Annotated in this window: 16 protein-coding genes; 7 read left to right on the forward strand and 9 right to left on the reverse strand. The window is 52.4% G+C overall.

What is annotated here, in order from left to right; translation table 11 throughout:
* The coding region (locus ACT3TY_RS03965; protein ID WP_444627403.1) for a hypothetical protein at window positions 1-328 on the forward strand (328 nt) is incomplete at its 5' end.
* Between the two features lie 36 nt (window positions 329-364).
* The gene (locus ACT3TY_RS03970; RefSeq protein WP_172117160.1) at window positions 365-1,282 is read left to right on the forward strand and encodes a restriction endonuclease; all 918 of its coding nucleotides are present in this window, start codon (window positions 365-367) and stop codon (window positions 1,280-1,282) included.
* Window positions 1,283-1,905: 623 nt separating this feature from the next.
* On the opposite strand, the gene ACT3TY_RS03975 is transcribed toward ACT3TY_RS03970, so the two are convergent.
* Window positions 1,906-2,070 carry a hypothetical protein gene (locus ACT3TY_RS03975; protein ID WP_444627404.1) on the reverse strand — a complete coding sequence of 55 codons (165 nt, stop codon included), beginning with the start codon at window positions 2,068-2,070 and terminating at the stop codon, window positions 1,906-1,908.
* On the reverse strand, window positions 2,051-2,326 hold the full coding sequence (locus ACT3TY_RS03980; protein WP_444627406.1) for a hypothetical protein: 276 nt from the start codon (window positions 2,324-2,326) through the stop codon (window positions 2,051-2,053). The genes ACT3TY_RS03975 and ACT3TY_RS03980 overlap by 20 nt, the downstream gene beginning before the upstream one ends.
* Window positions 2,327-2,599: 273 nt before the next feature.
* Between ACT3TY_RS03980 and ACT3TY_RS03985 the strand changes: the two genes are divergently transcribed.
* On the forward strand, window positions 2,600-4,222 hold the full coding sequence (locus tag ACT3TY_RS03985) for a BCCT family transporter (protein ID WP_444627407.1): 1,623 nt from the start codon (window positions 2,600-2,602) through the stop codon (window positions 4,220-4,222).
* Between the two features lie 488 nt (window positions 4,223-4,710).
* Here the strand turns inward: ACT3TY_RS03985 and ACT3TY_RS03990 are convergent, their stop codons facing one another.
* Window positions 4,711-4,872: a metallothionein gene (locus ACT3TY_RS03990; RefSeq protein ID WP_193053101.1), complete on the reverse strand. Its 162-nt coding sequence runs from the start codon at window positions 4,870-4,872 to the stop codon at window positions 4,711-4,713.
* A 69-nt stretch (window positions 4,873-4,941) separates the two neighbouring features.
* Window positions 4,942-5,847 (reverse strand): LysR substrate-binding domain-containing protein, encoded by a 906-nt coding sequence (locus ACT3TY_RS03995; protein ID WP_444627408.1) that lies wholly within the window; start codon window positions 5,845-5,847, stop codon window positions 4,942-4,944.
* A gap of 146 nt (window positions 5,848-5,993) precedes the next feature.
* Here ACT3TY_RS03995 and ycaC point away from each other — a divergent pair, with 146 nt between their 5' ends.
* From ycaC to ACT3TY_RS04010, 3 genes are all read left to right on the forward strand, one after another.
* The gene (ycaC, locus tag ACT3TY_RS04000) at window positions 5,994-6,617 is read left to right on the forward strand and encodes an isochorismate family cysteine hydrolase YcaC (RefSeq protein WP_192528638.1); all 624 of its coding nucleotides are present in this window, start codon (window positions 5,994-5,996) and stop codon (window positions 6,615-6,617) included.
* 159 nt (window positions 6,618-6,776) lie between these two features.
* Entirely contained in the window at window positions 6,777-7,244 is a 468-nt protein-coding gene (locus tag ACT3TY_RS04005) for a pirin family protein (RefSeq protein WP_444627410.1), read from the forward strand.
* A gap of 42 nt (window positions 7,245-7,286) precedes the next feature.
* On the forward strand, window positions 7,287-7,727 hold the full coding sequence (locus tag ACT3TY_RS04010; protein WP_444627411.1) for a pirin family protein: 441 nt from the start codon (window positions 7,287-7,289) through the stop codon (window positions 7,725-7,727).
* Window positions 7,728-7,842: 115 nt separating this feature from the next.
* Here ACT3TY_RS04010 and ACT3TY_RS04015 read toward each other — a convergent pair whose 3' ends face one another.
* The 5 genes from ACT3TY_RS04015 to ACT3TY_RS04035 all read right to left on the reverse strand — a co-directional run bounded on the left by ACT3TY_RS04015 (window position 7,843) and on the right by ACT3TY_RS04035 (window position 16,232).
* The gene (locus ACT3TY_RS04015; protein WP_192528636.1) at window positions 7,843-9,174 is read right to left on the reverse strand and encodes a CitMHS family transporter; all 1,332 of its coding nucleotides are present in this window, start codon (window positions 9,172-9,174) and stop codon (window positions 7,843-7,845) included.
* A 219-nt stretch (window positions 9,175-9,393) separates the two neighbouring features.
* Entirely contained in the window at window positions 9,394-10,173 is a 780-nt protein-coding gene (locus ACT3TY_RS04020; protein ID WP_444627412.1) for a CLCA_X family protein, read from the reverse strand.
* Window positions 10,174-10,386: 213 nt separating this feature from the next.
* Complete coding sequence (locus tag ACT3TY_RS04025) at window positions 10,387-12,063, reverse strand: alpha/beta hydrolase (RefSeq protein ID WP_444627413.1); 1,677 nt, start codon at window positions 12,061-12,063, stop codon at window positions 10,387-10,389.
* 847 nt (window positions 12,064-12,910) lie between these two features.
* Window positions 12,911-14,359 carry an SLC13 family permease gene (locus ACT3TY_RS04030; RefSeq protein ID WP_225733806.1) on the reverse strand — a complete coding sequence of 483 codons (1,449 nt, stop codon included), beginning with the start codon at window positions 14,357-14,359 and terminating at the stop codon, window positions 12,911-12,913.
* 619 nt (window positions 14,360-14,978) lie between these two features.
* Window positions 14,979-16,232, reverse strand: a complete 1,254-nt coding sequence (locus tag ACT3TY_RS04035) for a M20/M25/M40 family metallo-hydrolase (RefSeq protein ID WP_441679057.1) — start codon at window positions 16,230-16,232, stop codon at window positions 14,979-14,981.
* Window positions 16,233-16,384: 152 nt separating this feature from the next.
* Here ACT3TY_RS04035 and ACT3TY_RS04040 point away from each other — a divergent pair, with 152 nt between their 5' ends.
* Complete coding sequence (locus ACT3TY_RS04040; protein WP_444627415.1) at window positions 16,385-17,611, forward strand: YbfB/YjiJ family MFS transporter; 1,227 nt, start codon at window positions 16,385-16,387, stop codon at window positions 17,609-17,611.
* The last annotated feature ends 9 nt before the right edge of the window (window positions 17,612-17,620 follow it).

Below are 17,620 nucleotides of genomic sequence, written 5' to 3' on the forward strand. Positions count from 1 at the left end.
GATGATGTCTGAGCAGAATGAAAACGTTTCCCTTGAGCCACCATCACAGCAAGAGCTCGTTGATTTCATGGTGGGATTCAAAACGAATGTCGTTTTATGGGGCTCCCCGAAGGTTATCAACGCCCAGCTGAACTTTCAGAAAGTATCAGAATCTGGCGGCAACGTACTTTTTGCTGTAGATAAGTTGTACAAAGCAATTCGTGAAGACATAGGGCTTAGCAACAAAGGGCTCGATAAGCGTCAGTTAGTGAAAATGTATTTGCGTGACCCAGGCGAGTTGGATGCGATGAGCGCTTCTAACCAAGCATTGCAGCGGACAAGCCGCTGAATGCGGCGTTATAGGTAAAGAGTATGGGAGTACCCCTTGGCTGTACCTGATTTTCAATCATTGATGTTGCCATTGCTCAAATTCTCCGCTGATGGCGAAGAGCATACGATGCAGGAAGCCCGTGAGGGGTTGGCGAAAATAATGGAGCTGTCTCAAGAAGATCTTGAGGAAAGGCTGCCAAGCGGTCGGCAATCTACATTTGCAAACCGCGTAGCTTGGGCGAAGGTCTATTTGACCCAAGCCGGAGTCCTGAAATCGCCCAAGCGGGGTAAATTTCATATTTCTGATCGCGGCCGAAAAATTCTTTCAGAAAACCCATGTCGGATAGACATAAAATTTTTGCAGCGGTTTGAGGAGTTCCAGGCATTTCGGCAGGCAAGCAGCAAAAACCGAACCGAGAAAGTAACCCACACGGGCGACGACGAGGCAGCAACTACGACTCCGGAAGAGACATTGGAGCAAGCCTACCAGCAGTTACGGGATGAAACGGCAAACGAGCTGCTTCATCTGGTAAAGAACAATACGCCGGAATTTTTCGAAAAACTGGTTATTCACCTTATCGTTTCAATGGGGTATGGGGGCTCTGTCAAAGAAGCGGGCAAGGCTACTCGAAAAACAGCAGATGAAGGTATTGATGGCGTCATCAAAGAAGATCGTCTCGGTCTGGAAACCATATACCTTCAGGCAAAGCGTTGGGAAGCAGCGGTTGGCCGACCAGAGATTCAGAAATTTGTTGGAGCGCTTCATGGCCAAAGAGCCAAGAAAGGGGTGTTCATCACAACCAGCCGCTTCTCGAAAGAGGCACTGGATTACGTCGGTCAAATTGATCCGAAGGTTGTCCTGATAGATGGCGCAGATCTCGTGCAGCTGATGATTGATCATGGTGTTGGAGTCAGTACGGCAACGATATATGAAGTCAAAAAGGTGGATACGGACTTCTTCATTGAAGATTGACAGAGACACCTATAACAAAACGCCCACTCGGATGGCCTTTTCTCCGCGTTGCTCCAAAAAGGCCACCGGTGCGCTCTGCGTTATATTAGTCATCGTTAAATGTCCGTTTATGCCCGAAACCCCCTGCAAATTAAAGTATCTACTCAGTGCAATAATAAAATTGTTGGCCGGTAGGCTGTCTCTTCTGATTTCCCATAACCTACAGAAATGCCGCTATAACAAAAAACCGGCCATACGCAGTGACCGGTAAATTTACTATGGCTGGATTAAAACGATTCAATCATTTTCAGGCGATGTAGTCTGCGCCTCGGTTTCTTCCTCGGGATCTTCTTCAACTTGCTTAACTCGAGGTGCCGGAGCCACCCAGGCTTTTAGGTATTGGCCTGCATAGCGGTAGAAATCGGGGGATTACGCAGGCGAGGCGTTGGGCTTTGTAAGTAATCTCTTACAAATGTGACGGCAACGTCTTACATCGCGAAGCTGCATTGTCTGTTAGGTTGTGGGTGCGATTGGATGCGCGAGCCGGATGGAGCCAGCTTTGCTGTAAGGATACGGATACCAAAGACCCTCGGCCAGTGGATGGCCGGGGGTTATATATTAGGATCGGGTAACTGACGATTAGGTCAGCGAAACACCGATTTCTGGGCGCGCTTCTGGGCTTCTTCAGCGCTCAGGCTGACAGTTTCCTTACCCTGGCGCTTTGCAGCAAGATAACGCTTACGTGCAGCCTGAATAGTCGCTGCTTTGCGCTGCTGCTGAGTGGTGTGATCATTGACGTATAAATGCATAGCATGTTCCTCGCTGAGAGGTAAAAGGATTGTCATCTAACAAGCTATCGAGAGTGTCAAATTTTGTCTCGTAGGCGTCTGCTGGGATAGGAATGCCGAGTTCCTGATTCACCTTCAGCGCAGTACTATCATCCCAAGCTTGTCGTGGAATAAATAGCGCGCCGTAGTTTGTCCCCGCCAGTGAAAAGTGTTGAATCTGTGCGCCTGGAAGAGTGGTGTCATCAATAAACTCTCGGCTACCAAAAATAATGCCCATGCCGCCTCCTGAAAACGGGGCAAGTATTATGGCATGGAAACAGCTCGCTTATCCTTTAACCTCACTCACCACCCAAGCCGTGGCATCAATCTGCGGCTTGTAGCCATTCAAGGTTAACGGCGACTCCGGCAACATATCCGCCCGCACTTGCGCTTTCTGCTGGTAGTAGCTGAAAAACTGCTCTGAACCATGTTGTACCCGCCGCTAGTACCTGGCACTTTGGCGCAATCGCCCCATAGCTCCTACCTTGTTGTAAAGACAAGAGGAAAGATTATGCTCAATAATCTCGCCAACAAGCTGGGCCTTCGGACGGATCCGACTATTTTTTTCACCTCTGCAGGCATCATGGTCCTGTTCCTGGTGGCGCTGTTGATTGCACCGGACGCGATAGGGAGTGCCTTTGGTGCGGGGCGGGAGTGGGTGGTTACTAACCTTGGCTGGTTTTTTATTTTAGGGGTGACCTGTTGGGTGGCGTTTTTGCTGTGGGTGGCGATTAGCCGTTACGGGGCAATTCGCTTGGGTGGTAACGACGCCAAGCCTGCGTATAGCAACATTTCCTGGTTCACCATGCTGTTTGCGGGTGGTATCGGTACGGTGTTGATGTTCTGGGGGGTTGCCGAGCCTATTTCCCACTTCTCTACGCCGCCAAGGCCGGGTGTCGAACCCTTTTCGGTAGAAGCCGCCGATGATGCCATGAGCTTTTCGATCTATCACTTGGGGCTGCATACCTGGGCGATTTTTGCGATGCCGGGGCTGGCGTTTGCGTACTTTATCTATCGTTACAACTTGCCGATGCGTTTTAGCTCCGTGTTCTACCCGTTGCTGGGCGAGCGCATTTACGGCCCTGTCGGCAAAACCCTCGATATCTTTGCCATTCTCGGCACGTTGTTTGGCGTGGCGGTTTCCATTGGCTTGGGCACTCAACAGATCAATGCAGGGTTAACCGAACTGTTCGGTGTGCCAGATGCGGTGTTTACCAAGGTGGTTATTATCGCTGTGCTGACCGCCGTTGCTGTGGGGTCGATTGTGGCGGGGCTGGATTCAGGCGTGAAGCGGCTTTCCAATATCAATATTGGCATGGCGGTTGGCTTGCTGGTGTTTGTGCTGCTTACCGGCTCGACCGTGTTTTTGTTACGTGCGGTTGTTGAAACCTTTGGCTTGTACATCACTAACCTGTTGCCGATGGCGTTCTGGAATGACACCCTGGCTCGCTACGCCAGCACCGACGGCAGTGGCTGGGGGTGGCAGGGCAGTTGGACGGTGTTCTATTGGGCCTGGACGGTGACATGGTCGCCTTTCATCGGCATCTTTGTGGCACGTATCTCTCGCGGGCGCACCATCCGTGAGTTTGTGCTGGGTGTGCTGTTTGCGCCTTCCATGTTTACGCTGGTGTGGTTTGCAATCTTTGGTTGGTCGGCCATGGAGATTGATGGCATTGGCGCAGCGGCTCGCGAGGCAATGGGGGACCAGGCGGGTGCCTTGTCCGCCGCCGTGGCTGAAAGCATCCCGCTCGCCATGTTCGCGTTTTTTGAGAACTTCCCAGCGGCTACGTTAATCCAGGGCTTGGCGGTGGTAATCGTGGCAATTTTCTTCGCTACTTCGTCAGATTCTGCGTCGTTGGTGGTCGATATGTTGTGTACCGGCAGCGCCGACCCTGGCCCTTGGCATCAGCGCGTATTCTGGGGTGTTTCGGAAGGCATGCTGGCCGCTATGCTGATTGTGCTGGCGGGTGATGCGGGGCTTACCGCACTACAAGAGGTAATTACCGTGGTCGGTTTGCCCATGTTTATCCTGGTGTTTGTCATGATGCTATCGCTGCTGCGCGGCCTTTCTCATGAGGACCTTACTAAAGTGAAAGTAGGCAGCCCACCCAAGCCCGAAAAGCTGAACGAATAACCTTACGAAGTGACCACACAGAAAAATGCCCGCTGATGGCTCAGCGGGCATTTCTTGTAGCATTCGGAAGTTTAATCTTCCCTGTTCGCACGTTATTAACATTCGAGCCAGCAGTCGTTGAATTGTCTCGTAGTTAGAACAGCAAACTATTTAAAACGGCAGAACGCCGCTAAAGCCAATCCCTAGTACGGCGATCACGACAACCACGACAACAATAACGGTAGTAGAAGGCATATTTACATTCCTTGTAAGGGGGAGAGCCTTTAAGCCTAGTGCATGGGTGGCTTTTTCGCACGTGGCGAGGCGAACATGCCGATACGGAATGATTAACCGGTGGCTGATTAAGGGGCTGATGCCAATTAGGAGCTGAAGTAGAAGCTGAAAGTAGAAATTAAACGTAGCAACGAACAGAGGAAAGCAGAGACTTAACCCATTAGCGCCCAGCAGAGGTGCTGGGCGCTATGATGACTACTGCAGGCACGTTAAGGCTATGCTGGTTTTCCGCAGCTACAGTTGTGGCCGCAGCCCGTGGAGCCGTCTGTATGGGCAATAGCACACGCCTCGGAGCAGAATTTCTGACCGTCTTTCTCAATGGATTGGTCGTCCACGGAACAATCGCATTTCGGGCAAGCACACTGTTGTTGAGCCATATTGCACCTCCTGTGTTGGTAACGTCAGCATAGACCCGGCTCCCAGTGTTATGTAATTGCGTTAGTGATTTATAGTTCAAGCTCGGCGTAGCATTCCTCCATAAAGTCCAGCAACACGCGCACTGAGGGAAGTAACTCGCGGCGTGCGAGGTAAACCGCGTGAATCACTTCTTGGCGCAGTTCCCATTCCGGTAAAACAAGCGTCAGCTGGCCGGAATCAATGGCGCCCGGCAGCACCAGCTTGGGCATTTGCGCAATACCAATGCCTGCTAGCGTGGCATGGTAAAGGGCGGTCATGTCGGTGGTGATAAAGCGTGGCGTATGCTCAATAACCTCGATGTGTTCGTCGCGCTGTAATCGCCAAGCGTGCTGTTCAACGGGCCTTGCGCGGCTGATACTGGGAAAGCGGGCAAGGTCGCAGGGCGCTTTCGGCTTCCCATAGCGGCTGAGCAGTTTCGGGCTGGCCACCAGGCACTGGCTGCTTGCTGACAGCACCTTGTGGAACAGATCGCTATCTTCAAACGGTAGAGGGCGGGCACGAATAGCAATATCCACACCTTCCGTCAGGGGGTCTACATGGCGGTTGGTGGCTTCCAGGTGAATATGTACCTGGGGGTAGAGACTCATGAAATCCGCCAGCATCTTGCTGACATGAAAGTTAAGTAACCCGGTGGGGCAGCTAAGCCGTATGATGCCGCAAGGCCCAGACTGGCTCTCTTCAATTACCTGCTGGGCAGCCTCAACTTCTTCCAGCATGGCTTTACAGTGCAGGTAATAGCGCTGGCCGATATCGGTCATTCGCAGATGCCGCGTTGAACGGTGGAGTAGCAATACCCCTAATTGTTTTTCAAGCTCCCCAACGTGTCGGCTAAGCTTTGACTTGGCGATGCCCAGGGCGTGCCCGGCGGGTGCAAAGCCTTCGTGGTCCACCACTTGGACAAAATAGTACAGGTCGTTGAGATTGGGGATTGTCATTATCGTTCTCAAATTGAAACGGTGTGTTGTGATTTTCCCATCTAATCACCGAACAGACGACCGTCTACACTCAGTTTTGTAAGTCGCAAGGCCAACCGGAGCTACCAATGGTGATGGCTCCATTAACTGAGTGCTAGGAGTGGATCATGTCAAAACCTTACGTTCGTCTAGATAAAGATAATGCCGCCGTATTGTTGGTTGATCATCAAGCGGGCCTGCTTTCACTGGTGCGCGACATTGAACCTGACCGTTTCAAAAATAACGTATTGGCCTTGGCTGATACAGCAAAGTACTTCGGTTTGCCCACTATCTTGACCACCAGTTTTGAAAATGGCCCTAACGGCCCGTTAATGCCTGAGTTAAAAGAGCGCTTCCCCGACGCGCCTTACATCGCTCGCCCTGGCCAAATTAACGCGTGGGACAACGAAGATTTCGTTAAGGCCGTTAAAGCGACCGGTAAAAAGCAGCTGATTATCGCGGGCATCGTTACCGAAGTGTGTGTTGCCTTTCCGGCACTTTCTGCCCTGGAAGAAGAGTTTGACGTGTTCGTGATCACCGATGCATCCGGCACCTTTAATGCCATGACGCGCGATGCTGCCTGGGACCGTATGTCAGCCGCCGGTGCGCAAATGATGAGCTGGTTTGGCGCGGCGTGTGAGCTTCACCGCGACTGGCGCAATGATGTTGAAGGTCTGGGTACCTTGTTCGCTAACCACATTCCCGATTACCGCAACCTGATGAACAGCTACAGCACGCTGACGAGCAAGTAATTACGAGTAACCACTGGCGGCGGAATCTGTCGCCAGTGGCTTATCTCTCACTTGGGGCAGCAAGGCAGGTTTATCTTCATCAATAACGGTTACTACGCCATAAAACATAACGATAAAGCCGGGCCGTCTTGCCTACGCTATTTTTGAGGAGTGCAGCACATGAGTTGGGTGCCGACGATTGAACCCCAATGCCCATCAGCGGGTGGTCTGAAGGATATCGAGACGCTGATTATTCCCCGTGCGCGTGACCTGGGCGGCTTTGAAGTGCGCCGCGCATTGCCTGCGCCCAAGCGGCAGATGGTCGGCCCGTTTATATTCTTCGATCAAATGGGGCCTGCCGAATTCTTAACGGAAGGTGGAATCGATGTTCGCCCTCATCCGCATATCGGCCTGGCCACCGTTACGTACCTTTATAAGGGTGAATTTCAGCACCGTGATAGCCTGGGCACCAACCAAATGATCTATCCGGGAGAGGTCAACTGGATGGTGGCCGGCAATGGCGTGACGCATTCAGAGCGCACCAGCCCCATTACCCGTCGGCAGCCAACCCATTCACTGTTTGGCATTCAAACCTGGGTAGCGTTGCCTGAAGAACACGAAGATAAACCCGCCACCTTTGAGCACTAGGGCCAGGACGCACTGCCGCTACTGCAGGGTGAAGGCAAAGAGGTGCGCTTGATTCTAGGCACGGCGTGGGGTGAGAAAGCGCCCGTACAGACCTTCTCGGACATGTTTTATGCTGATGCTAGCTTGATGCCGGGCGCTAAATTGCCACTGCCTGATAACCATGAAGACAGAGGCGTTTATATTACCTCGGGCAGCGTGATTATCGCCGGTGAAGTGTTCGAGGAGGGCCGGATGATGGTGTTCCGCCCAGGCGACCCGATTACCGTTACGGCAGGCGAGCGCGGCGCGCGCTTAATGCTGTTGGGCGGCGAGACGCTTAACGGCCCGCGCTACGTCTCCTGGAACTTTGTCGCCTCTTCCAAAGAGAAGCTTGAAGCCGCCAAGGAAGCATGGATTGAAGGCGACTTTGAACATGGCCGCTTCCAACTGCCACCTGACGACAATAGCGAATTTGTTCCTTTCCCAGGCCAGCCGGGTAATTAAAGGCCTGACTACTTGCTACCTCGTTTGAAAAAAGCATAAAAAAAGCTCGCATGAGGGGATGCCTCAGCGAGCTTTTTTCACAGCGTTTTACAAGTGGCTGTCGTGCAGCTTTGGGCTACAGAGTGATGACACCGATAAGGTAGCCAAAAAGCAGTAATACCAGGCTGAAGACCCACATAATGCCGAAGGAGTACCGGATATGTTTGCCCATTTCCAGCCCGGCAAGCTGTAACGCTAACCAAACGGCCGGGGCAAGCGGGCTAACAAAGGTGCCGATAATATTACCGATCACCATTGCGTACGCGGTTGAAACCGCTGGAACCCCTGCATTGCCGACCACTTCAATCACGATAGGCAAAAAGGCGAAGAAGTACGCATCGGTGCTCAGGATAAGATCAAACGGTACGCCAAAAATGCCGATCAATATGTGCATATAGGGCACCACGGCTGCCGGTAGAATTGCCACGATATCCGCCGATAACTCGCTCAGCATATTGGAGCCATTAAGAATCCCGAGGAAGGTGCCCGCAGCAATAATAATGGTGGCCATAACAAGGGCATTGGGCGCATGGCGTTTGATGCTCTGCATTTGCCCATCCATCTGGGGAATGTTAACCGGTAGTGCCAAGGCAACACCGATCATAAAGATCAGCGCGGGCGGCAAAGTGTCCATGGTAAGCGCAACGACAACCGCGAATAACAGCAGCGCATTAAAGGCCATTTTCCAGCCGGGCACCTTGTCGGCGGCTGGCTGTGTTTTGAAGGTTTCCTGAATATTGGCGGTAGCTGTGTCATTCAAGGCAGCGTCAGCGTCGAGTGAAGGTAGGCGCTTGATACGACGATTTTCACGCAGGCCTAATACCACTGCCAGTGCGAGTAGAAGGACCAGCGCAAATATCTGCAGGGGAATAAGCGGGCGCCATAGCTCGCTTGGGCTCATGCCGAGTACTGAGCCAATTCGGGCGAGCGGGCCAGCCCAGGGAAGCATATTCATAATGCTGGCGCCCAAACCGACCAGCAGTAACAGCAGGTAAGGGCTCATACGCAGGCGCTGGTAGGTTGGTAGAAGTGCAGGAATGGTTAGTAGAAAAGTGGTGGCTCCGGAGCCATCCAGGTGGGCAATACTGGCAACAAGTGCGGTGGCTACGGTAATGCTAACCACATTGCCTTTGGATACTGACAGCACCTTGCGAATAACCGGTTCAAATAGCCCCGCATCCTGAAGGATACCGAAGAACAGAATGGCAAACACAAACATGACAGCGACAGGGATAACGCGTGCGAAGCCTTGCTCATAAAACATCGCGATATCATCAATACCAAAACCGGTAACTATGGCGGCAACAATAGGCACAAGGACGAAGGCCACCAGGGGCGATACGCGTCCGCTTAACAGCATGGCTACAATAGCAGCGATAGCGGTCAGGCCCGCTAGGCTTAGCGACATTTTTAGCTCCTTGAGCGTGAATTTTCAATCCAGGATATTTCACTATTTTCTGAATTAAACTAATGGTTAATAAACTAAAGTCGCGCGGATTATGGTGACTCTGTTTTGGCTGCACAACCTAGACTTTATGCTTAGTCGTCTTGTAAATGCCGATATGTAGGCGAGCGATTGTGCACCAACAGAGAGACGATGAACGGACTGGTACTTGGTAACCAGGGTTTATAGGGAGCGGCTTAAGGCGAGGCCTAACTGGCTGAAATAGCGTTGAAAAGCAGTATTAATGTGCAGGCGGGCGCTGCCTTGGGGGTAAAGGCCAAGTTCGGCTTCTGGGGTGGCTTTGGTGCCTTTAACCAAAAAGTGATTCTTGATCGGCGCGTCCTGCACAAAGGCTTCAAACGCGCGGGCGCATAGCTCTTCCGGTTTGCTGTAATACACTTGTCCCAGCTTGCGGTCCATGGCTACCGAGTGCTGAAAAAGCTCGCTGGGCCGCTTGCCGCCGGGTTGTAGCAGAATGGCCGTAAAGCACTCCATTAGGCGCAGGTTAAGCGGGTGCACAATAGGCGGCGCATCAGCCAGCCAAGCGGCTGATGCAAATATATCGCGAGATAGCCCCGTGAAACACTTTTGCGCAATGTAGTGATCAAAGGCATGAAACCACTCGTGGGCAATACTGCCAGGCCCCGCGTTCTTGGCCAGCGCAAAGCTGCGCTGGGCAGGATCGTAATGGGCGGCAACGCCGGGCCGCCCGCCGCTGCCATACTGCAATGCCAGTGAACCGCGTAATGACACCAGCGTTTCGGGGCCTTGTAGAATCAACATCAAATCGCACAGCGCATCATGAAACAGCTCCGCTGCACGGTCGCGCTCAGTAGGAGTCACCCAGCGGCCAATTTCGATGGAGCGAAAATCGAACTGGCGCCGAATAAGCGCAAAGCTACTGGGCTCCTGCTGGCGATGAGACGGCCCGTTGCGATAAAACGTTCGAGCGTCGATACTCACGGCGCGCTTACCTGTTGGCTATCGGTAAAGGTATTCAAGCTAGACAGCCTGAGGATTAGGCTCTGTCTGAAAAGTGTCTGCGCTCGACAATACGGCGTTAAAAATTGGCTCGTGCGCGAGTCCGATCAAAATACTCATTTACACATGTAAACTCCGTTTTTTCGCCAATTTTTGCCTTGTCTTGTCTTCGCTCGTCGACTTTTCAGACAGACCCTAGTGCTGAATCCTTGCCTCCCTGGCGTGAATAAAGAAGTCACGTAAACGTTTCAGAGACTCTTCATCCCAGCCGGGCGGTTCGGAAAGCGCGGCCCAGGCATCAATATAGTCTTCCGCCGCAATTTCATGGCCAAAGCCTGGCGGGGCGCTTTCGGTAGTAAGGTCTACCAATAATTGCAGCATTGTTACCACAGGATACCAGCGCAGATCGGGTGAAACATCGGGACCACGCGGTGTGTGCATCCAGTCTGGTTCACGCCAGAAGGAAGCGGGTTCAAAAAACGTAATGGGGTCGCTGGCATATTGCAGGTAGGCAATACGAAAATTTCCCCATTCTCCCGGTACTTCTTGAAGCCCCTGCGTTTGGTTCATAAAGCGCACTACCGAGCCATCGCGAAACCTGGGTAGCCAAGCTGGCGAGCCGGGGTCACGGTCAGCCGTAATGCGTTTCCATGTGTCGCTTCGGAAAGGCGGGCCGGCCCATAGCGCTCCATTAAAGGGATCATCAATAATATCGTAGAGATCAAACGAAAGATCCGAGTTAAGTGCGCCCAGGCTGAGCCCAAACAGGTACAGCCGAGGACGTTCGTCACTGGGAAGGCTGGACCAGTAATCATAGACCACTGCAAATAACGCCCGGGCATTTTCGACGCCATAATCGGCTTCAGAAATTAGCGATAGATGGCTGGGCAGATAGGAGTATTGGGCCGCTATCGTGGCAATGTCGCCGCGGTGTAGGTATTCCACTGTATCCTGCGACCCTGGGTCTATCCACCCACGCCCTGTTGGTGTTGCTAATACCAAGACAGAACGCTCGAAACCGCCTACTCGGATCAGTTCTTCCAGCGCGAGTTCGGCTCGCTCGGTAGGCGTTTCAGCAGCATTAAGACCCACATAAACGCGGACAGGGTCAAGAGCTTCTTCGCCCAGAAAGTCACCGATTTGCGCGCCGCTTGGGCCTTCGGTCACAAAGCGCCGGCCACGGCTGCCTAACGCTTCCCAGCTAATTAACGACTCTGCGCTGCCGGGCTTTAGTGGGTCTTCAGGCGGAGAGAGGTCGCTTTGCATAAGCTCATCTACCTGCTGAAACGAGCGGTCGGCCACCTTTAGCGCATACGAAAAAATAATGCCTTCGATAACGAGCCAAAACAGCGCAATAGCGGCGATCGTGCCCAGCACATAGGCCACTCGGCGGGGCAAAATATAAGCCAACTTACGTGAAAGCAGCCGGAAGGTGCGCCTAAAAAGCAGCGCCATAAGCATTAAAAACGCAAACACACCCAAGGCAATTAAGGCAATGGAGAAGGGGTGTGTGCCGCTAACGGGTTCCATCTCCATTAGTTGGCGAATACTATTTTGCCATTCGGCGGCTCGCCATAAAAAAAGAGCGGCGATGCTCAGGGATACAGCGGCGGCTAACCAGTGAAAATACGTTTCCAGCCGCGCATTGGGGTCAGGTAAATGGAGGTAACGCCAAAGCCCATGCCCCATCACTCCCAACGCATATCCTGCGGTAAAACTTAGCCCCGACACGATACCTTGCGCGATGAGTGGGCGAGGTATAAGGCTTGGCGTTAGCGAAAACGCAAAGAAGAGCGTGCCCAGTACCAGGCCCACGCCTGAAAAGCGCGTTAGGTGTGAAGTAATCCACTGTTGTTGACTTCTGAGTTTCATTACTTACCTGCCGACCGTTATCAAGCGTATCAAAGAATGGTGTTCAAACGCAGTATGCGTTATAGCGTATATCAGAAATAGTTGCGGAGTAAAACGCTACATAAGTCTTTTTAAGAGGCGCCTCAGTGGACTTTCTCAAAGTGTGATGAAAAGATTTTAAACAAGCTTTGAGGAAGTCCTTATAGGAGTGGCGACGGTGATTTATACTAAAGGATAGCTTTGAAATATAAATGGTTGACCACAAGGAACGCCTTGGCTAACGATGTGCAGGAGCTATATGGAAGTTAAGCGGCGTACAATATTATTCGAAAGAGCTTGTGCAAATGCGATCACGGCTGTCCAACTCTTTCCCTGCTTCATAGGAGAAGGTGCGCCTTAACCTATTATAGGCAAGCCTTGGACAGGCGTGAGGCTAGCTAAAAACCGCTATCCCCTTGTGCATGATGTAATATCTACTCACCTGCGGCAGTTTCAATCCAGGTTTGAAACGATGCTTTTATTGATATACTGGTTAAAAGATAATTTTCTTCTGTTGTTATTATTTAATAGGTGGTGTTGTCGGACAATATATCTATGCTGCTGTGTATCTTGTTCTTTTTATGTGAATTTTGTTATTTTGTTGGGCGTTTAATATTAGGCCGGAAGATGAGCTTTTGTGGGCGCTTTAAGATCCATGGTAGCCACATAGCGCAAGGACAGCGTATTAAGGAAGAGCAGATAAAGATGTTTGTGGTACACAAGGAAGCATGAACAGGATGTTCGTGGTGTAGGATTATGGAGGAACTAATCATTCCCGGCCAGCAATGGCCGGGGTTTTTAATACTCTTTTGAAAAGATAGCTCGCTAATTAAGGTGTGGGTAACAGCAGCGGCATAATAAAATAAACAAACAGCGTAATCGCAATAGCGCTTACGAGGTTCATAGCAAAGCCCGCTTTGGCCATTTGTTTAATAGAAATACGCCCTGTGGAAAATACAGCGGCGTTAGGCGGGGTGGATATCGGCAACATAAAGGCACACGTAGTGGCGAGAGCAACCGCCACCATTAATCCGAGCGGATTGCCGGTCGTGATGGCTGCAGCCATGCCCGCGGTAATGGGCAGCGCCATATTTGCCGTTGCGGTATTGGAAATGATTTCCGTCAAGAACAACATTAACAGCACCATAATTAACAGTAGCCAGAAGTAATTGACGCCATCCAGTAACTGCAGTTGCTCGCTGATCCAACCGGTCAAATCGCTGGCGATGAACGCAGCAGCGAGCGTCATACCCCCGCCCCAAAGTATAAACAAGCCCCACGGCAAGCCCTTCATATCGTCCCAAACCAGCAGGGCGCGTTTTTCGTTGTGGGCAGGAATGACAAACAGTGCAATGGCGGCGGTTACCGCAATAATCGTATCGTTAATGGGTAGGTCAAAAAACGGTGCCAGCCAGCCGCGTAACGCCCAAGCCAGTGCCGTTGCCACAAATACGCCCAAGACACGCTTCTCTTCCTGGCTCATGGGGCCAAGAGCCGCAAGTTCCTGGGCCACAAAATCAATCTCAAGCGGTGTATTGGGTATTTTTGTGTATATCCGAGTGAGATAGACGTACAAAATCGCCAGTAAGATCAGCGTGAGTGGCAGCGCGAAAATCATCCACTGCAAGAAGCTGATTTCTACCCCTTCAAAAAACTGCGGGATCATGGCCACTACGATGGCATTGGGCACTGAGCCGATAATGGTTGCCAGCCCGCCAATCGAGGCTGAATAAGCAACGGTTAGCAGCAAAATACGTGCAAAGCTATCGCGATGATGACGTTCAAACTGGTCGCGTTCGTCTAATTCATTGGTTAGCGCGACGGCAATAGGCAGCATCATAAGCGCTGTGGCGGCGTTGGATATCCACATGGATAAAAACGCCGAGGCAATCAAAACGCCTAATACGATGCTACGCAGGCTGTTGCCAATGCGGTTGACGATCGACAGGGCGATGCGTCGGTGCAGATTCCAGCGCTCAATGGCAATGGCCAGAATAAACCCACCCATGTACATGTAAATAACCGGGTTGGCGTAGCCCACAACGGCTTCGTCCAACACCATCACACCGCTAAGCGGCAGTACCAACATGGGTAGAAAAGAAGTAACAGGGATAGGAACCGGCTCTGTCACCCACCAGGCGCCCATCCATACGGTTAATGCCAGCACCGTGCGGGGGGCTGGATCAATCAGCGTGTCTGGCATCAGTACCTGTATCAGTACAAAAAGAAGTGGTCCCGCTAACAGTGGTACCCAGTGGCGCCAATTTGACAATGACATTCCCATACTCGTCTCCTGACGCTATTGCATGAATTTATTGATAATTTGCTAACAATAAGAAGCGGGCATGCTACCACTTTCGTTTATACGCCGTTGGTTGTAGATTTTAGACTTTGGTATAAGGTTGTGGAGTGTCTGCCAGCGCTGCTTTCACTCAGCGTGGTAATCAATAGCAAATTGAGAGGGTGCAAGGGTTGGGGCGTTATTTGGCGGGAAGCATAAAAAGTAACATGTCGTATTGTCAGAGTTATTGGCGTTTAACTTTTTATTTGGCTCTTATTGTGCATAAAGATTAACTATTTTTAAGTACAAGCAGCGCATAACGCCGGTGCCTACGTTGGCTATTGGCAACCAGCTTTTAGAGATTAAGGGCTTTTAAAGTTTTCCTATCTCAGGTTAATGTGTTTGACACATTTAAGGTTCAAGGTAGGCAGTGCCACAAACGGAAACGTGGTCAGGAAGAGCAAGCAAGGAGTGCTTGTGGTCGCCAGGGATGCACGAACAGGACGTTCGCGAGGAAAGATTACGGAGGAACCGATAAAGCCCCAGGCAGTGATGCCTGGGGCTTTCTTATTGCAACGTGCTAATAAAAACGTACTAATGAAAATGAACAGCGCGGTTATTTGTCCTCGTTGTTCTCCGGTTTTGCATGCCCCTGGTGGCTAAGTGCGCTTGCTTGGTCAAGGCGCGGATGGTTATCCAAAAATTCACGCTCAAGGTTGGGCAGTTTGTCCAGCGCTTGTAGGGTATGCGTGAGCGCATGGATAGCGGCCAGTACGTCCTGGGTGTTTCCGGTTTCCGAAATGGTGTGCATATTGCGGATCGGAAAACCGATGGAGGTCGCGGCGCTGTCGATAGAGGCCAGCACGCCTGCCATGCCGTCGGTGCCTGTATCGACGCCCACCATATCGCGCTGCATCGGAATATCCTGCTCTTTGGCGGCGCTGGCGATGATGCGGTTTAACTGCTCACTGGCAATCGAACCTACCGACATGGTAAAGCCTTTGCCCATTTCCAGCGGCTGCATGCGTTTATCGCCGATACCCGGCGCGGCTACGTAGTCGTGGTTAACGTCCACGCCAATCAGCGCATCGGGTTTTAGTTCACCGGCCATTACCCGGCTACCAAAACGGCCAATCTCTTCGTAGCTTGCAATCGCAAACATAATGCGCACGTTGTCAGTGCCGCCTGCTTCGGCGATTAACCGCGCTACTTCAGCCGTTACAAAACAGCCCAGGCCGTTGTCCAGGTAGGCGCCGTAGAAGGTGTCGGGGCTGAAGCCGGGGCGGATAGGGCGGTCAAAAATAATCGAGTCACCCGGACGCACGCCTAAATTAAGCACTTGCTGCTTTTTGTTCTCGCCGTGAATTTGCAGGTCCAGGTAGATCTGCTCTTTCTTAATGCCTTTGTCGCCGGTGCGCGCTGCTGGGTCGGAAAAGTGAATGGCGCCGAGTGCTTCAACGGTGCCACCCTCAATCGAGCGGTAGCTGCCCGGTTTTTCGGGGTCTTCGCTGAACAGCTTCACTTCATGGCCGATCAGCACGGAAGGTAAAAAGGAGTCGGTGTTGATCCAGATTTTACCGTCTTCGCCGATAGAGCGTACCTGCATACGGATCTTGTCCGCATGGCCGATAATCATGACCTTGAACATATCATCGCGGTTAGGGTGAGTATCCAGCACCACGCCTGCGTTGCCCTTGAACTGGTGAAGGTGCCAGCTTTTGGGGGCAAATGTCTCGAAGTAGGGCTTTAAGACGCCGTAGGTCATGGCCCCTTCAAGGCCAACCGGGCTAGGCGCGGCCAGGATGTCGCGCATCAGCTTGAACTGCGCTTCGGGCATCGGTTGTGTCCAGGGCTTGGCGTTATCGCTCATTAAAACTCTCCATGGGGTTATCTGTGTGACTAGTCTGCCAGATTCATCAGGCTCTTCCACCATTAGACGATGTGGGCCGCGCCGTGTACACGTAATATGCAGGCTAATTAACTAGAAACAACGGTTAAGTCAAAACAGCGACAGGAGAGAGCATGAGTGCGGCATCGCTACGCGTTCAGCGCTATAGAGTATTGTTGGCGGGCGTTTGCAGTCAGCTTTTGTGTGTTGGCATTGCCCGCTTTGCCTATACGCCATTGCTGCCGATCATGCAGCAGCACACCTGGATGGGCGACGCGGATGGTGGCTGGCTAGCGGCGCTTAATTACGCGGGCTATATGCTGGGCGCGGTGCTGGCCGCCTCGATTCGCAGTATTTACATCAAAGACACGCTTTACCGTATTGGCCTGGTGCTGGCGGTGCTGACAACCGTGGGCATGGCACTTACGGAGAACTTTTGGCTATGGGCGGCGCTGCGTTTTTTTGCGGGGCTTTCCAGCAGTGCGGCCATGCTTTTGGCGTCTGGGCTGATCCTTCACTGGTTGATGAACCATCACCAGCGGGGAGAGCTGGGGATTCATTTTGCGGGGCTGGGGTTAGGCATTGTGCTGGCTGCTGTGGCGGTAGAGTTAATGCTGGCGTTCTCGCTTGACTGGCAAAGCCAGTGGTGGATTTTTGGCGTATTGGGCGCTGTGCTGCTGATACCCGCTTGGCGCTGGCTGCCTCGCCCTGTAAAACCGGCTCCCGGTGCTCGTCAAGGTGAGTTGCCTGCCGCCATGCCGCCTTCGCGTACCTTTATGCGCTTAATGTTGCCCGCCTATTTTTGTGCCGGGTACGGCTATGTGATTAATGCCACGTTTATTGTCACCATCGTGGAGCGCGAGCCGCTGCTTGCGGGCGCGGGTAACTGGACCTTTGCTGTGGTCGGTTTAGCGGCCGCACCTGCCGTTATGTTGTGGGATTTGGTGGCGCGGAGGATTGGCTATTTGGGGGCGCTGGTGGTGGCCATGTCGATCCAGGCCGTGGGGATTGTATTGCCTGCTATCTCCTCAAACCTGGTGGTTGTGTTGCTCAGCGCGGTGCTATATGGCGGCACTTTTCTAGGCTGCGTGAGTTTGGTGCTGACCATGGCTGGCAGGCTTTACCCGGCAAGCCCTGCGCGCTTAATGGGCCAAATGACGCTGGCGTATGGCGCTGCGCAGATCTTTGCACCCGCCTTAACCGGCGTGCTGGCTGAGGCTTCGGGCCACTATACCGTGGGCCTTTGGCTGGCCGGTGGCTTTGTCACGTTGGGGGCGGTGCTATTGGTGTGGCTGCGATGCGTGGACCAAACTGCCCAGCGGCTGGATGCCGAGGCGAAAGCGCTGTCTGTAATGCGCTAATTGAAGCGC

It is taken from the genome of Halomonas sp. AOP22-C1-8 (assembly GCF_052378905.1).
Taxonomy (GTDB): domain Bacteria; phylum Pseudomonadota; class Gammaproteobacteria; order Pseudomonadales; family Halomonadaceae; genus Vreelandella; species Vreelandella citrativorans.

Bases quoted from the DNA above. Each gene is read 5' to 3' on its own strand.
- ACT3TY_RS04005 (WP_444627410.1), top strand. From the start codon at position 6,777: ATGAGTTGGGTGCCGACGATTGAACCCCAATGCCCATCAGCGGGTGGT.
- ACT3TY_RS04030 (WP_225733806.1), bottom strand. From the start codon at position 14,359: ATGTCATTGTCAAATTGGCGCCACTGGGTACCACTGTTAGCGGGACCA.
- ACT3TY_RS03980 (WP_444627406.1), bottom strand. From the start codon at position 2,326: ATGGGCATTATTTTTGGTAGCCGAGAGTTTATTGATGACACCACTCTT.
- ycaC (WP_192528638.1), top strand. From the start codon at position 5,994: ATGTCAAAACCTTACGTTCGTCTAGATAAAGATAATGCCGCCGTATTG.
- ACT3TY_RS04035 (WP_441679057.1), bottom strand. From the start codon at position 16,232: ATGAGCGATAACGCCAAGCCCTGGACACAACCGATGCCCGAAGCGCAG.
- ACT3TY_RS03990 (WP_193053101.1), bottom strand. From the start codon at position 4,872: ATGGCTCAACAACAGTGTGCTTGCCCGAAATGCGATTGTTCCGTGGAC.
- ACT3TY_RS03985 (WP_444627407.1), top strand. From the start codon at position 2,600: ATGCTCAATAATCTCGCCAACAAGCTGGGCCTTCGGACGGATCCGACT.
- ACT3TY_RS04015 (WP_192528636.1), bottom strand. From the start codon at position 9,174: ATGTCGCTAAGCCTAGCGGGCCTGACCGCTATCGCTGCTATTGTAGCC.
- ACT3TY_RS04040 (WP_444627415.1), top strand. From the start codon at position 16,385: ATGAGTGCGGCATCGCTACGCGTTCAGCGCTATAGAGTATTGTTGGCG.
- ACT3TY_RS03995 (WP_444627408.1), bottom strand. From the start codon at position 5,847: ATGACAATCCCCAATCTCAACGACCTGTACTATTTTGTCCAAGTGGTG.
- ACT3TY_RS04025 (WP_444627413.1), bottom strand. From the start codon at position 12,063: ATGAAACTCAGAAGTCAACAACAGTGGATTACTTCACACCTAACGCGC.
- ACT3TY_RS03975 (WP_444627404.1), bottom strand. From the start codon at position 2,070: ATGCATTTATACGTCAATGATCACACCACTCAGCAGCAGCGCAAAGCA.